General features: G+C 62.5%; 12 protein-coding genes and 1 pseudogene. All 13 read right to left on the bottom strand.

Going from position 1 to position 15,668, the window contains the following annotated elements; all coding sequences use genetic code 11:
* Positions 1–9: 9 nt before the first annotated feature.
* The 13 genes and pseudogenes from M2332_RS12850 to M2332_RS12790 all read right to left on the bottom strand — a co-directional run bounded on the left by M2332_RS12850 (position 10) and on the right by M2332_RS12790 (position 15,627).
* Positions 10–750 (bottom strand): hypothetical protein, encoded by a 741-nt coding sequence (locus M2332_RS12850; protein WP_264574357.1) that lies wholly within the window; start codon positions 748–750, stop codon positions 10–12.
* Positions 751–752: 2 nt separating this feature from the next.
* Entirely contained in the window at positions 753–1,448 is a 696-nt protein-coding gene (locus M2332_RS12845; protein ID WP_264574356.1) for a C39 family peptidase, read from the bottom strand.
* Complete coding sequence (locus tag M2332_RS12840) at positions 1,448–1,795, bottom strand: hypothetical protein (RefSeq protein WP_264574355.1); 348 nt, start codon at positions 1,793–1,795, stop codon at positions 1,448–1,450. The genes M2332_RS12845 and M2332_RS12840 overlap by 1 nt, the downstream gene beginning before the upstream one ends.
* A gap of 67 nt (positions 1,796–1,862) precedes the next feature.
* On the bottom strand, positions 1,863–3,134 hold the full coding sequence (locus tag M2332_RS12835; protein WP_264574354.1) for a hypothetical protein: 1,272 nt from the start codon (positions 3,132–3,134) through the stop codon (positions 1,863–1,865).
* A 240-nt stretch (positions 3,135–3,374) separates the two neighbouring features.
* The gene (locus tag M2332_RS12830) at positions 3,375–4,493 is read right to left on the bottom strand and encodes a helix-turn-helix transcriptional regulator (RefSeq protein ID WP_264574353.1); all 1,119 of its coding nucleotides are present in this window, start codon (positions 4,491–4,493) and stop codon (positions 3,375–3,377) included.
* Positions 4,494–4,805: 312 nt separating this feature from the next.
* A pseudogene (locus tag M2332_RS12825) lies at positions 4,806–5,069 on the bottom strand (DksA/TraR family C4-type zinc finger protein).
* 603 nt (positions 5,070–5,672) lie between these two features.
* Complete coding sequence (locus tag M2332_RS12820; RefSeq protein WP_264574352.1) at positions 5,673–6,833, bottom strand: alpha/beta hydrolase family protein; 1,161 nt, start codon at positions 6,831–6,833, stop codon at positions 5,673–5,675.
* Positions 6,834–6,836: 3 nt separating this feature from the next.
* The gene (locus tag M2332_RS12815; RefSeq protein WP_264574351.1) at positions 6,837–7,739 is read right to left on the bottom strand and encodes a VOC family protein; all 903 of its coding nucleotides are present in this window, start codon (positions 7,737–7,739) and stop codon (positions 6,837–6,839) included.
* 12 nt (positions 7,740–7,751) lie between these two features.
* Positions 7,752–8,867: an FAD-dependent oxidoreductase gene (locus M2332_RS12810; RefSeq protein WP_264574350.1), complete on the bottom strand. Its 1,116-nt coding sequence runs from the start codon at positions 8,865–8,867 to the stop codon at positions 7,752–7,754.
* Between the two features lie 198 nt (positions 8,868–9,065).
* On the bottom strand, positions 9,066–9,971 hold the full coding sequence (locus M2332_RS12805; protein ID WP_264574349.1) for a LysR family transcriptional regulator: 906 nt from the start codon (positions 9,969–9,971) through the stop codon (positions 9,066–9,068).
* Positions 9,972–10,094: 123 nt separating this feature from the next.
* The gene (locus M2332_RS12800; protein WP_264574348.1) at positions 10,095–11,078 is read right to left on the bottom strand and encodes a creatininase family protein; all 984 of its coding nucleotides are present in this window, start codon (positions 11,076–11,078) and stop codon (positions 10,095–10,097) included.
* Positions 11,079–11,105: 27 nt separating this feature from the next.
* Positions 11,106–12,668 carry a carboxylesterase/lipase family protein gene (locus M2332_RS12795; protein ID WP_264574347.1) on the bottom strand — a complete coding sequence of 521 codons (1,563 nt, stop codon included), beginning with the start codon at positions 12,666–12,668 and terminating at the stop codon, positions 11,106–11,108.
* A gap of 34 nt (positions 12,669–12,702) precedes the next feature.
* Entirely contained in the window at positions 12,703–15,627 is a 2,925-nt protein-coding gene (locus M2332_RS12790; RefSeq protein WP_264574346.1) for a TonB-dependent receptor plug domain-containing protein, read from the bottom strand.
* Between the last annotated feature and the right edge of the window lie 41 nt (positions 15,628–15,668).

Below are 15,668 nucleotides of genomic sequence, written 5' to 3'. Positions count from 1 at the left end.
GTCCTTCCTTCAACGAATAAGATCCCGCGTCGCGTCAAGCGCCATGCTGTCGATCCTCGGCATGGCCGAGCCGACGGTCGCGGGCGTGGCGTTCATCAGATCGAGGTTGATCGTCGTGCTGGTCTCGATCGCACGGTTGTTACCGCTGTTGAGGAGCACACTGCCCAAGGCCTGCCCAAACACGTGGCTGACCTCCAGATCCTGCTGCGACAAGGTCACCTTGAAACCGCTGCCTAGCCGGTCGAGCCCGACCGTGCCGTTCTGGGTCTGCGCGCGATCGCCCGGGCCTAGCGGGAGTGGTGTCGATCCATCGGGGCTGAGGCCGATCTCCGCCTGCTCGCCCGTACTCACGGTGACGGCGCCGACGCTCGGACGATAGCTCCGCTCGACGAGCGAGACACCGCTCTCGCGGTCGAAACTGACCCAGACATCACCCGGGTTGCCCGCGTGTTGCGAGGGGCCGCTGGTGCCTGGCGCATCGGGCTGCCTTGTCGACTGTGGCGCGTAGATGGCAAGGCGCGGCGCGCCCTGATCGACGGTGAAGACACTGCGCAGGAGCAATTGCCCGTTGACGCTCGTATCGGTCTGTACGGCCATGGCGACTTCCACACCGTTGGGGAGGAGGAATTTGCCGCGGCTTTCGGCAAGAACATCCTCCGGAACCGGCTCATGTCCCTCGACCGGCGGTTGCGCGAAGACGGGGTTGCAGAGGACAACTGCTGCAACGGCCGAGATGAGATGGCGGTTCATGGCTAGAAGTCCCTCATGAAGGGCGCAGTCAAAGCCAGTGCTTGCTGGCTGAGCGGCTGAACGAATGCGGCGCCGACCGGTGCGCGGGAGAAGGCCGCCCACTGCCGGTCCCCATTGAAGGCGCTGCGGCCCACTGCAGTATCCTCGCCGATTACGAAATAGATGCCGTTCCATGCGCGCTGGAACGCAGGTCGCGACATGGTGCGCAGACCGAGCGCGGGGTCTCCGATCAGCAACTCCTCCGCGCTGATGCCTTTGACCACGACGAAATGGCGATAGCCGTTCGCCTCGATCAACGCGATGCCGGGCACGCCTGCCGCAGCGACTTGGTCGAGCGAGACCTTGTATCCGTCCGCGCTGAGGCCGGCATTGGCAAGATAGCGCTTCATGTCGAGCAACGAAAAGCCGAGCCGGGTAATCTGCGCACGGTCTCCCACGCGCCACATGCCGTTGAACACGTCGGCTTCCGCCCTGCTCCGGCGATAATGATAAGTCAGCAACGTGGCGAGGGCAGCCGAACCGCAACTGAAATCATATTGCTGCCGAACAACCGTTAAAAATCGCCGGTCCTCGAACGATGTGACAGGCGGCGCGACATCGCCAAGACCCGCCGCTCCGAGCTGGAACGTCGGCCCTCCGCTCACCTGCGCACTGCAGCCGGAGAGCAGCATGAGTGCGGCAAGGAGCATGCGCGCCATTATTGTGCGGGCAGCAGGGCGATGTTGACGTTCATCGAAGCATTGATCGCGACGTTGTTGCCGGAATTGGCATTGATGATCGACAGGCCGGAAAGGTTCTGGAATGCGTTCCCATCGATGGCCACCGCCCCGGTCACGGAATTGCCGCTCACGCTGCTGTCCGATACGGCGGCAACATGCTCGGACTGGGCGATCTGGTTGAGATCCGCGCGGCCTGTCACCTGCTCGAGCGTGGCGACGTCGACGGGCGGCGCCGCGCCCTCAAATGGCGGTTGCGCAAGGGCAGTCGAGGCAAAACTGCACGGCAAGGTCACAAGCCATGCCCGGCGGAATAGAAATCGGTTCATGCATCCTCTCCCTTTATGATGTGAAAAGACTGGCCGGCGGTGGAGATCGCCGGCCAGTTGGAGAGGCTTAGCGAAGCGTGATGTCGCCCGCGGAGACCGCCACGCTCACCGACGCGTTCTGCGATGCGCCAACGCCGGTGTTCTGGTTGACCGCCTGCATGCCAGCAAAGTTCTGGAATGCGCTGCCACCCGTGCGGATGCTGTTATCAGCCACCGGGGACTCGCCGCCACGACCGTCGAAGCTGACGCTCACGCCCGTGACATAGCTTGAGAGGTTGGCGCTGGCGACCAGGGCGCTGTCACCGAAGACGGAATCCGACTTGGCGGAACCGGCTGCGGTATCACCGCCGCTGAAGGCCCAGCTGTGATCGGAATTGTCCGAATTGTCTTCCCAGCTGTTGTTGCTGGCCACGGTGTTGGTCGAGCTGTCATCCTGAGAGGACATGTCGCGGCTGTCGGTTGCCGTGCCGCCATTGTTGGCCGCAACCTGCGCGCCCGAAGCGGAGCTGTTGTCCGACATGTCGTGCGTGGACGAGTCATTGCCGCTGTCGGCCGTGTTCACCGAATTATTGGACATGTCGTTGCCGCTATCGGCGACGCTGTTGTCCGTGGACGTGTTCGTGGTGGTGTTCGACGTCCAGGCGCTGTTGCCGCTGTCGCTCGTGCTGGTGTTACCGCTGTCGGCGGTGTTCACCGAGTTGTTCGACATATCATTGCCGCTGTCGGAGACAGTGAGGCTGTTGTCGGACATGTCATTGCCACTGTCGGCAATATCGACGCTATTGTCGGTGTTGGTCGTGGCGTTGGACGTCCAGGCCGAGTTGCCGCTGTCGCTCGTCGTGGTTGTGGTGTTACCACTGTCAGCGGTGTTCACCGAGTTATTCGACATGTCGTTGCCGCTGTCCGCCACATCGACGCTGTTGTCGGTGTTGGTGGTGGCATTGGAGGTCCAAGCCGAATTGCCGCTGTCGCTGGTGGTGGTTGTGGTGGCGCTATTGCCGCTGTCCGCCACGCTGTTGTCCGTGTTCGTGGTGGTGTTGGCCGTCCAGGCAGAATTGCCGCTGTCGGACGTCATCGTGTTGCCGCTGTCGGCGGTGTTGACCGAGTTGTTCGACATATCGTTACCACTGTCGGCAACGCTGTTATCCGTGTTGGTGGCCACGTTCGTGGACGTGTTTGCGGTCCAGGCGCTGTTGCCGCTGTCGCTGGTGGTGGTGGTGGTGGATTCGGCCATCCAGCTGTTGTTGCCGCTATCGCTGACGGTGTTGCCGTCCTGCGCCAGCGCGGGCGATGCCGCGATAAGCGCGGCGGCCGAGGCCGTGATAAGTAGAGTTTTCATCGATTGTCGTCCTTTCAGGGTTCCCACGCCGCCCTCGGGGCTTTCCCCGATCGACGCATCGACTCCGCCTCCGCGGAGACCCACCCTGAATAGGTTAACGACGAATTAACCTTCACCCCCACCGAACTATCTCTTCCCCCCTCATAGCGCTGTATGAGTAACCCTCATTTGGGGGTGAGTGTGATAATTGTGAAGACGAACGAAAGTCTCAGAATAATAAGAGGGAATCGGGCTTCTGAATCAGAGGGCGGAAAAATGACCCAATGATGTTCGAGCAATGCTCGATAACATCACCCTGATAAGATCAGATTGCCGATGGGTGGCCGTTTTTCCGAAGATTTGTTTCAAATAACTTCGCGCGGTGGCCTCCGCGATTTTCATCCGGGCGGCAGCATCATTCAGTGCGAGGCCGCAAACCAGATGGTGGACCAGCTGACCCTCGGTCTTGGTGAGCCGATAGGCGTCGCAACAGCGCTGGAGCGCCAGGGTTACGTCCGTGTCCGAATCATAAATGCACAGGACGAAAGAAGGATCCGCGGAAATTTCCGGGCGCGTGAATGTCGGCGATAAAAGGGCCATGAGAGGCCGGCGATAATTCTTCCGGCTCAGGCTGATCAGCACCGCTTCGCCATCGTGCGACGCATGGTCCATGGCCGCGTGCAGCTTGGTGGTCTCGCCGCGATTGACGGCAACAAGCGAATAGCGCGACTTGTGCACCACATCCCGCTTCTGGAACATCAGCGTGGCGACGGCATTCTCGCCGATCACCGCGCCGTGGCCGTCAAGAATGATAATCGCCACGTCGCTCAGGTCGAGCGCCGACTTATAGGCGATCAAGGCCCGCTGCTGGCTTCGCGCATGCAGCCAGAGGCGAAAATAGCCCGCAAGCACGGGCTGCAGCTTCTTGGCCATCTGCTCGGCGGCCAGCCGCTGGACCATGTTGGCATGACGGTAAAGCGCCGTGAGGATCAGGCGCAGCCCACCATGTTGTGCCACGGCCAAGGTCATCGCACGCTTTGCTTCCTCGACCTGCGTCAGTTCGTGCCAAGCAACACGCGCACCTTGACCGGTATAATGAAGCGCGTCGGTATCTTGACATGCGATCGCAACCGCCAAGTGCGGATCGGAGAGCAAGGCGCGGTTGGGGCTCACTCGCGCAAGCAGCTCTGGGCTGTTATCGTCGCGATGAAGGGAAAGAACCGCCTCGTCCGCAAAGACGCGACCGGCGAACTTGCTCAGTATCCAGTCCAGATCGTCTGCAACCCGGTCAGATTGTCCGTCCTGATCGATCGGGCGCCCACCGTCCGGCTCTGCAAATATGTGGTCTGCGGCCACCTCGGTCTTCGATATCGTGACCATTCCTCCCCCTCAGCCCACCATTGTATGGCATGCGCGTTAACCACAATGCGTGGGGGGCTGATTTGGCTCCGCTATCGCGGGATTGAGACTGCCCCGATTTGGTACATATCTGAAATTTGACGATTTCATGCCGGCAATGCCCATCAATAACCGACCATCCGGTAATGGCGACGCTACAATCCCGGCGAAACGACATTTAGGTTATTAATGAACGGCCGCTTCTGAACTCCAGCATTTGTACGCTAAATGTTTGCTAAGTTGGCGACTGCGGCTAGCAGTGCCCCGATGGCGTGAGATTTTGACCGCTCACCATCAGCGCAGTTGGCTATCCTTACTGCCGCGCCGGTTGATGCAGGAAAAAGCCCGGTGCTTGTCGCGGCCAAACTGGCAGGCCACGCATGTCCGGGCACCGGGCAGAGCTTCGCGGCGTGCCTGCGGGATTAGCTATCCACATTCCTCACAATCGGCGCGACCAGAACCTGCCGGCATACGAGCACGCTCTGGTGCCAGCGCATCTTTCACGCTGTCTTCGATTTGGTCCTCAACAGCGCCCTCGAGTGCCCAGCCATTGGCCATGCGTACTCGTTCCTGCGCAATTGGAGGTTGAGGGACCGTTATTGGAATGCAGCGGCCTCATTTCATCCTCGCAGCGTCTTCGAACAGACCTCCCCTGGTGCTCAGCTGTCTCACAATGCCATTATAGGCAGCGTGCAATCCCTGATTGCGCGCAATCTCATGGTCGGATCCTCCCACTTCAGAACGCGACCAGCCATCCGTCCGGGCAGCGCTCGCGCAGCACCCACAGCGCGAGCGCGACCCCCACGGGTCTCCACCTTGCCCTTCGCGGCCGTTGCGTCACGCAAAACATTCAGCGCGCGCTCGATAGTCCTCATATTGTGGGGTGCATCCTCAATGGAAACCATGGATAAAATGCGTACGATGTCTTCCTGACTCTCGGCCGTGCCGAAAGGAGGCGAGCCTGCGCCGGTCCGCTCTCGAACCTTAAACGATTTGCACCGACAATAGACCGACCCGCCGTACCTCGCAGAACTTAGTCCCCTTATCGCGCTCCCAACCTGCTGGATGCGGAAACAAGACATTCTAATAAGAGGTATGCCGACTTGCGAAAACGACGGGCGGCGGGAAGCGACGTCAGCACCCGACGAATTTCTTTTTCGATCAATCGGTATGGCCACCCAGCGTCTCGGCGAACCAGTCAGCAATATAATCGCGCCCGTAAGACATATTGTCGGCGCCGACATGCTCCACCCCGCCTTCGCGCTCGGTGAAGATCTTGAGTTCGCGCCGGGGGCTGTTGACCAGTTGCGCGTAGCAGTCATGGGCATATTCCACGCTGATTTGGCGGTCATGTGCGCCGTGGGTGACCAGGAAGGGCACGCGCACGCCATCCATGCGGCCATTGAGGTTCATGTCCTCGGATTTAGCGAGGAAATCCTCCATGTCTTTCGCGCCGAATGCCCAGAACACATGCGCCCAGTAGTGCGGTACGGGGTTCTCGCCTTCGCGGCGGATGCGCTTGTCCTGCACTTCCCGCCAATTGTGGTTGGCGCCCCAGCAGGCACCGCTGGCGAAGCGCGGCTCGAAGGCGACGGCGCGCGGCGCGAAGTGGCCGCCGAGCGAGATGCCCGTCATGCCGATGCGCTTGGGGTCGGCATCCGGCTGGGTCTCCAGCCAGTCGACGGCTTTCGATGCCCAGTTTTCGCTATGCGGATCGACCGGCAGATTGTGCAACCGCAGCGCCTCGCCGGTGCCGGGCTGATCGACGCAGAGCGTCGAGACACCGCGTCGGGCCAGCGCCTCGGGCAGGCGTGACCAGTAGAGCAGTTCCTTGCAGCTATCGAGGCCATTGCAGTAGACGACCACCGGCCGCGGCCCCTCGCCGGGCGCCCGCGTGTAGAGCGCCGACATCATGCTGCCATCGCCGAGCGGGATCTCCACCCGTTCGCGGTTGATCTTGCCGAGATCGGTCGACTGGGCGAAGATCGACAGCGCCCGGGCGTAGGTTTCCTCGCGGCCCGGGGAACCATGGCCCTGCATCCGCTCCGCCACGAAGAGGTAGAGCGCAGCTCGCTCCAGCTTCTCGGATGCCGAGATGGCCCGGCCCTTTGCGATGTCCTCATCGGCAAGGCTGACCAGCGTATCCGCCACCCGCACCCATTGCGCCATGAACTGCGGTGTGCCGGCGTCAGCGCCGCTGGCGGCGGCATCCTTGATCGGCTGGCACATATCGACGATCTCGCCGATGCGCCCGCCGCTCTCCAGCGCGATGGCGACCGAGAGGTTCCAGATGTAGTTAGGGAAATATTCGAACAACGCCACGGATCAGGCCTCCACTGCCACGAACAAGCCGGGATTGGCCTCCGGATGGGGCATGGTCTGCGGACCGCCGACGCCGATTCCCCACTGATCCATCACGCGCGGCGCGGGCACATGGACCTTGGGCTCATGCGTTTCGAAGTCCACGTCTTCCAGTTCAGCCGTATATTCAACCGCGAAGCCCGAGGGCGTGACAAAGTAGGAGAAGGTATTGTCGCCGGCCGTATGGCGCCCCGGCCCCCAGCGAATATCGGTCTTGTTCTGCTTGAGGCGGCTGATACCCGCCATCATGCCGTCGACATCGGTCATGTCATAAGCAACGTGATTGAGGCACGGCGGCCCGGGCAGCAGCGCGATGCGGTGATGCGCGCTGTTGCAGCGCAGGAAGCACATGAAATCGCCCAGCCAGTCGGAAACCTTGAAGCCCAGCACATCGCAGAAGAAGCGCACGGCGGCCTGATGATCCGGCGAATGCAGCACGATGTGGCTGATCTTGACCGGCAGGCCTTCCCAGCGCGTGATCTCGCGCGCCTCGCCACGTGCGACATCCGACGAGACCTCTATCAGCAGGCCATCGGGCGTGAAGAAGCGAAAGCCATAGCCGCCGCCGGGCGTGGTCAAATCCTGCGGCTCGCTCACCAGCTTGGCCGCCGAGGCCCGCACCCTCTCGCACAGCGCATCGACATCGGCGCGGCTATCGGCAGCCAGGGCGATCACATCGACACGGTTCTCGTCGCTGGGCCGCAGGCGGACGACATGATGCTCGTCATGCCCCTGCGTCTTGAACCACGCCATGCCATCGTCGCTGGGCACGCGCTCAAGGCCCCATTGGCCCTCATAGAAGCTGGACTCGGTGGCAAAATCGGTGACGGCATAGCCGACATAGCGAATTTCGGTGACGCGGCTCATCTTCAGTTCCTTTCAAATCGGCTCGGCCGTGCGCGCGAACATTTCGGCGGTGGCCTTGGCGTTGTCGACGGGCGGGCCTTTTCCGATCTGGCCCATGCAAATGGCTAGGCTGGCGCGCACGATGTAGGCGCAGCGCTCGAAGCGGCGATCATGATAAGCCGCGAACGCTTCTTCGACGGAGGCGTGACGGGCCAGTTCCTCGGCGAGCACGATACTGTCTTCGATCGCCATGCCGGCGCCCTGCCCCAAATGCGGCGTGGTGGCGTGGACGGCATCGCCGATCAGCACCACCCGCCCCTTGCTCCACGGGCCTTCGACCAGCATGCCTTCCAGCGGACGATAGACGACCTCCTCGTCATCGACGATCTGCTCGGCCAGCGCCTGCAAGGCCGGGGCGCAGCCGGCGAGCTTGGCGCGCATCGCTGCAGCCAGGCCCTCGCGCGGATACCAGGGATTGCCCGGCTCCGGTGTGGTGACATACAGATACATGAGGTCCGGGCTGATCGGCACGAGACCGGCGCCAATCGGCCCGTTATAGACCTGCAGCGCATCGAGATCGGCCGGGCGCGGGAGATTATAGCGCCACACGGCCTGCCCTGTGAACTGCGGTTTTTCCGCGTCCGGCAGGATCATCTCACGCGTCTTGGAAAAGACGCCATCCGCGCCGATCACCAGATCGAAACGACCTGCGCTGCCATCCGAGAACGCCACCTCGACGGCGTCATCCCCGTCGCTGATCGCTTGCGCCGTCACGCCCAGGCGGATCTCGGCGCCGGCGCCTTGTGCCGCATCGCCCAGCACCTTCTGGAGCTGCCTGCGGCCGACACCGAGATTGGCGGGATAATCCGGCAGCAGGCGCGGCGATGGCACCCGCGCCACCTGGACGCCATTGGGCGCGAACACCTCGACGGCATCGAAACCGACGCCGGCCGCGGCATAGTCGTCCAATATGCCCAGCATGTGCGCCGCGCGCAGGACATTGCCCTGCTGGATGATGCCGACCCCATAGACGCTCCAGCTGGGATCACGCTCGATCACCGTTACGGAGAACCCCTGCTTGCGCAGCGCGATGGCCGAGGTCAGGCCACCAATGCCGCCGCCGATGACGAGAATGTGCAGGCTCTGCATGGTCTATGTCCGATGATTCTGTTGATGAGAGGGGCGAGGGGCGAAGCGCGGATGCAGGCACAGCATGTGCGGCAGCTTTCGACCTCCCTCTCCGCGCGCATGGCAGCCCTGAAGCGGGCCTTGGGCCTGTTCTATCGTCGCGTAGAAAATCTGAAAAATGAATTGTTCAGATACAGTTCCATCAAGATTATGGATAGGTCATTCGGTGTGGAGGATATGGTGCATTTGCCGCACCAGCCAGAGGATCCCGGCGTCATTCGCACGGGCGGCATGGTACTGGACCATTTCCCGAAGCGGCGGCAGGCCAAGGGGGTCCGGGCGCACGACGATGGGCAATTGATCGATAAAGGCATCCGCGAGCCGCTTCTGCAGGAAGGACACGCGCATCGTCCCCACGATCAGGCTGGGTACGCTCGAAAAGCTGTTCGTCGTGAGTTCCGTGCGCTGCTTGTCCTGCTGCGGAAAAACCTGCTGCTCGGCAAAAGTGCTCTCGCGCGACTGGCCGAAGCGAACGGCGACATGGCCCAGCGAGAAGAGCGTCTCGCGATCCAGCGGCCCCGCCAGCGCCGGATTGCCCGCCCAGCCGATGACGACATGCTCATCTTCCAGCAGCATCTCGCTGGGGTGCGCGGGGGATAGATATTGCTCGGGGCAGATGACCAGATCGACCTCGCCCTTCTCGAGAAAGCTCGTCGCATCAGGCCCTGTCGGATAGACATCGATGCGGATGCCCGGCGCGATCGTCCCGAGGCTGCGCATCAGCGGGCCGATCAGCACAGTCATCATATAATCCGACACGCTGATGCGGAACCGACGGTTGGAGATCGCCGGATCGAACGTGCTGGATGTCGACAGGATCTGGTCCGCTTGCTCGATCAACTGGGAGACCAGCGGCTGGAGGCTCTCGGCATAAGCGGTCGGGACCATGCGCCGGCCGACCTGGACCAGCAAGTCATCCGCAAAATGTTCGCGCAGACGGGTCAATGCCGCGCTCATGGCCGGCTGGCTGATATTGACCCGCGCCGCGGCACGCGAGACGCTGCGTTCATCGAGCAATACGCTGAGCGCGTAGAGCAGGTTGAGATCAAGGCCCTTGAACCGCATGGCCGGACCCATCTCATGTCGGCAGCGCGCTGGCCAGCGCAATCCCTGCCACTTTGTTGAACAGCGCGCATTTGATTGTGGCGATCGCCCCGCCGTTCCCGGGCGGGGCGGTGCCGTCCGCCTTTAGCGACCTCTGCCGGGCAAAAGATCGCCATATTTCTTCTCGAGCTTCTTGGTGAACTCGTCGCGCTTGCGCAATTCGGTGAGCAGGCCGTTCACGTCGAAGGAGGCGACCTGGGAGCGAATAAGGTCGGCCCCCTCTCGCCCCCACTGCGCCCGCTCCTGTTCGGTCACCGGCTTGACGAAGCCCCCGTGCAGCACCGCATCGGGATAGAAACTGCCGGCAGGCGTGCCGCTGAACGGAGGGACATAGCGCGACACGGCACTGGGATCGCGCTCGATCTCATGCTCAGGTTGGCTGAGGCCGACCGGCATATCGTTGAGACGGCCGACCAGCTGATAGGCGCCATAGCTCACCAGATTGCGGCCATTGGGCGGACCGTCACCGAAGCCGGGGCGCGGCTGACCCGGCTCCGACTTGCGGACCATGTCCGTCCCCATCCACAGCACCGGAACATGCTCTTCATCGAAAATTTCGCGGACCAGCGGCAGCATGGTCTGCTGGGACGGGCCGTGCGAGGTAAGGAAAATGATGCGGCGGAACCCCTGACGAATGAGCGAGCGGGTCAACGCTTTGAGGTAGGGCAGACTGTCGGATGTCGAGACATACACCGTGCCCCGGCTGGTCGTCGTCCCGCCGGGATAGAAATAAGCGAGGTAGGGCATCACGAGCCCGTCCGCTTTCTCGGCCAGTTCCTGCGCATAAGCGAGGGGGATGACATATTCGACATCCGTCGGATTGCCGCCATTCTGCTCAACCGGGCCAACTGGCACGAAAATGACATCGTTGCGCTTGAGATAGTCTTCCACTTCCCACCCGGTCAGCGTCGTCATCAAACGCGAGCGCATCTTGGGTGCCGGCTTTGCTGCTGTCTGCTGCGCGCCGGCCTGGCTCTGGGCCAGCGCAGGCGCGGCTCCCGAGAAAAGCAGCGCGGCCAGACCGGCCAGGGACAGCGCTCTTACGGCAGGCTCAAATGGTCTCTTCATAACATCCTTGCTCCTCGTTGATATCGATCAGGGGAAAAGCCGGCAGATCTCGCCGCGCAGATCCGTCCCGAGTTCCACCGCGCCGGGGTGATCCGAGGAGAACCGCGCATAGGCGCGGCGATCCTTCTGGTAGGCCGGCCAAACGGGCAGCTTTGCGCCATTTGGATTTCCGGTCTTGGCGAAATTGGTCCAATATTCGACCATCAGATCAGAGAGACGGCGGTCGGCCGCCTTGTAATCGGCAGCCGAAAACCCCGTGGTCAGCAGATTGCCGAACACATAGGGCACCTCGAACGAATGCGCAGCGCCCCGCGCCTCACGGCCGGGCACGAACTGCTCGAACTGATAGTGCCAGACCGGCCCTCCCGCTCTTGCCGATGCTGCTGCGATCTGCACGGCGCCGCAGCGAAAGCTGCTGTCGGTCGAGAATTGCTCCGCCACCGTTCCCATCAGGCGATCGGGCGCCGGCGGCATCGCGGCGGACAAGCCATAAGCCGCGCGGGCCGCAGCCGCATTCGCACCGAACGCGCTGGCCATCGCAGCATCGAGCTTGTCCGGCGGCAGAACCGCCAGCCCTTCCCGCGCGTTGCTGCCGATCAGCAGCGGGATGGGCTTGCGCCGCTGGTCAGAGATGGCGTCCGTGGCGGCGCGGGTGATGATGTAGCCATCCTGCACTGGCGAGAAGCGCGCGCCGGATTGGCCAGCCGCCTGCGCCATCTCGATGACCGCCGCCGTATCCAGGCCACGCAAGGCCGATAGCGGGAGGCCGTTGGCGAAGCTCTCGCCCTCCCGCTCCGCATCGGCCATATTGAGGGGCGCAATGCTGCTACGCGCCGCGCCGCTCTGGATGATGGCGTGCGCGAACAGCCCGTCCGTCACATCGGAGGTCACCAGATCAAGAACGCTGGCGCCGCCGGCCGACTGACCAAACAGAGTGACATTGGCCGGATCACCGCCGAATTGCGCGATGTTCGCCGCAACCCATCGCAGCGCGGCGATCTGGTCTTCCAATCCGAAATTGCCGGAGGATTTATGGAGCGATTCTGCTGTCAGCTGTGGATGCGCGAAGAAGCCGAACGCGCCGAGCCGATAGTTGAGCGTGACCACGATGACCCCGTGCCGGGAGAGGGCAACGCCATCATAGGTCGGACTGCTGCCCATGCCGTTCTGAAAACCGCCGCCATGGACCCAGACCATGACCGGCAGCTTTGGCTCCGCCGACGCACGTGGCACCCAGATATTGAGGGTCAGGCAATCTTCGCTGCTGATGCTGGATACCGCGGTTTGCCCGCGCAGCGGCGCCTGAGCACAGGGTGGACCATAATGGTCGGCCTGCTTCACGCCGGCCCAGGCGCGCGGCGGGGCCGGTGATCGCCACCGCAGCTCTCCGACCGGCGGCGCCGCATAGGGCACGCCCAGATAGGCTGCCCCGGTTTCGGTGGCGACGCCCTGAATTTGCCCCTGTGCCGTCGCGACATGCAGTGCCGCCAGCCCGGGCACCTGAGCGTGAAGGAGGGAGGCAGATGAGAGCTCCAGACCCAGAATTGTCAGGCTCGTGCCGAGCCGTTTCATCCCTGCCAATGCGCGCATCTGCCCCTCCCACTGCAGTCAGTTTTCAGAACCTCTAGAGATCGAAGCGGACCCCGACCCTGAAGCTCTGGCCCAGCAGATCGTACCAGGCGTTGTTATTGACGGCGGGGAGCGGCGGCTCCTGGTTCAACAGGTTGTTGACCGTGCCATAGATCTGCACCTTCCGGTCTTGCGAACCCACATTGTAGGCCACGCTCAGGTTTACATAGCCGCGCGCTGGGACGATGTTGTTGTTGATGCTGTTGATCAGCGTCGGGCTGTAGCCCGGCTCGTCCGGCCCGATGAAGGCGTTGTTGAACTTGCTCCGGCTGATCCAGCGGAAGTTGACGCTCGTTTCCAACCGCGTGCCGCGATAGGCGAGAGAAGTGTTCACCACCCACTTCGGCACGCCAGCTGTCCCGCCGAAGATCGCACCGGTCTGCCCCGCACGGTTCACACCATTGGGGTAGGCCAGCGAAACGTCGAAGGTCGAGCGATATTCCAGCGTGCGGGTGGCTTGTGCGCTGAGCGTGATGCGTCCTTGCGCACCGGCGAATATCTCATCGACCGGCTGCATGTAGGACAACGCCATGTCGATGCCGCGGGTCTTGAATTCGGCAAAGTTGGCGTTCTGCGCCAACACCGAGAGCACAGCGCCGTTCGCAGGATCGTTATTGGCGAAGGTGATCAGCGAGCAATAGGGGCTGCTCAGATCCGCCGTGCCCGTGCCCAGACAGTTGGTCAGCGACGTGCCCGCTCCGGTTGCGCCGATGGCGTCCTGGATCTTGATCTGGAAATAATCCGCCGAGATGTTCAGCCGCGACAGGAATTGCGGGTTGAACACAGCGCCTACACTAAACGTCTTGGCGATTTCCGGGGTCAGGCCGGCATTGCCGCCCGTGACGACGTCATACGCATAAGAGGGCTGCCCGGCGAACCCGGCGCGGGGATCGGCATAGATCGGGCGGGGCACAGTCGCCACGGCCGCTGTGAACAGTTCCGTCAGGCTGGGTGCGCGAATATCCCGCGAGAGCGTGCCCCGGAACAGAATGTCGGGGATCGGTTTCCAGACCAGACCCGCTTTCCACGTCGTCACCTCGCCGGAGACGCTATAGTCCGTCAGGCGGATGGCACCGTTGAATTCAAGCGAGCCCGTGACCCAGTCCGCACTCAACAGCGGAACGATCGTCTCGAGATAGGCCTCCTTGACCGACTGGCTTGCCTTCGGAAAATCGCGGGGTGCGCGTGCCATGAAGGCACCGGCCTGGCTCAGATCGTCTGCGTCGGTGACGAAGGTTTCACGCCGGTAAGAGGCGCCGACGCCTGCCGAAACTGGTCCCGCCCACAGAGAAAACAGATCCCCGTTAAGGTTGGCATTCGCCTCGAACAAGGTTGTTTCCGCCACTGCGTGGGTCGTGCCGAACGCGTAATTGTAGGCTGCCGGCGAATAGCTGGCACGCCCGAGAATGTTGATCGGCTGACAGCCGGCCGCGCGCGCCGCGGCATTTGCGCAGACGATCTGCCCGTTCAACGTGACGGCATTGACCGCGTTCAGGAAATTCGCGGTGATGGGCGTATTGGCCTGGTCCAGCGAGCTTCTGTTACGGCCATATTGAACGGCCGCATCCCACCGCCAGGAACCACCCAGTTCGCCGCGCAAGCCGCTGGACAGGCTGTAGGTCTTGCTGGCGTTGCGCAGGATCGGCGGACCGAAATCATTGCCGAGATAGCCGACCGTCAGCGACCCGTTGGCGGGGATGAGCGCGAGCTGGGCTGGCGTCAGCGCCTGCTGCAGATAGGGATTGTTGCGGCTGATCGAAAGGAAACCGGTCGTCCCGCCCGTCGCCGCTCTAATCTGGGCGCTGATATTCTGCGCCTCGGTGTTGGAGTAGAGTCCGCGCGCCCATAACGTCAGGCTGTCGGAGAGATCATATTCGGCATGTGCCGCGAGATTGTAGCGCTGCGTGTTGGCGCGGAGCACCTGATAGGGCGACACATTGGTTCCGCCGACCATGTTGGTGCCGATCTGGCCCTGATAGAGCCCGGCTTTGAAGGGCGCAGTCGTCACGGTTCCGTTCGGCCCGACGACGAACTGCAGATTACGCAGCGCCGCTGGATTGCCGGCAGCGGTCGGGCTGATCAGGCCGCCCGTCGTCAGCATGCCGAAAATCACATCGTCGGTAATCAGGTTGGCCGGCAGTCCGGCGGCCCGATTGTTCGGCAGCGTGACGCTGCTGACGTTGCGCCTTCCCCAGGGCCGCTTGTCATTGAAAAGATCGGTGCCGTCATTGCTGCCATATTCGCCGCCAATGACGAAACGCCCGCGACCGCCCGCGAACTGCGTTCCGAATGCAAGCGAGGCGAACATGTCATCGGCGTCGCCATATTTGGTCTGCCCCCATTGCACCGAACCCTTGATGCCATCCAGCCGGGTATTGAGCTGCAGGTTGAGCACGCCAGCAACGGCATCCGAGCCATAAGCCGCAGACGCGCCGCCCGTCACCACGTCGATGCGCTGGATCAGGGCCGAGGGAATGAGATTGAGATCGGTCGCGCCGGCCACCGCCGAGCCGGGCACATTGACGGCTGGCAAGCGCATCCGGTCCAGGAGGACAAGCGTGCGCACCGCGCCCAGGCCACGCAAATCGGCATTGTTCGCGCCGGAATTGCCGATGCCGCCGCTTTCCGGAGCCTGACTGCGCCGGAAGGACGGAACCTCGTTGATGACGTCGGCGACGTTAACCGCCGCCCTGTCCTGCAACAGCTCTGCGCCGATGACGACGGTCGGACTGGGCGCAATAAATCCTGCACGATCGATGCGCGAAGCGCTGACGATGATCTGCTCGACGCCACCTTCTTGCGACGATGCCGAAGACTGCGGCGCAGCCGTAGATGATGTTTGAGACTGAGCTATTGCCCCCATGGGCGTGGCGATGATTATCGCGCTGCCACCGGCAAGCATCCATGCTTTCAGGCGCACATTCCCTCTCCCTGTTTGCCCTTATTGGTTTTACCAGTTTG

Origin of the sequence: Sphingobium sp. B11D3A (assembly GCF_025961695.1) — a bacterium.
In the GTDB taxonomy this organism is placed as follows: Bacteria; Pseudomonadota; Alphaproteobacteria; order Sphingomonadales; family Sphingomonadaceae; genus Sphingobium.
This window is presented reverse-complemented; position numbering and strand designations above follow the sequence as displayed.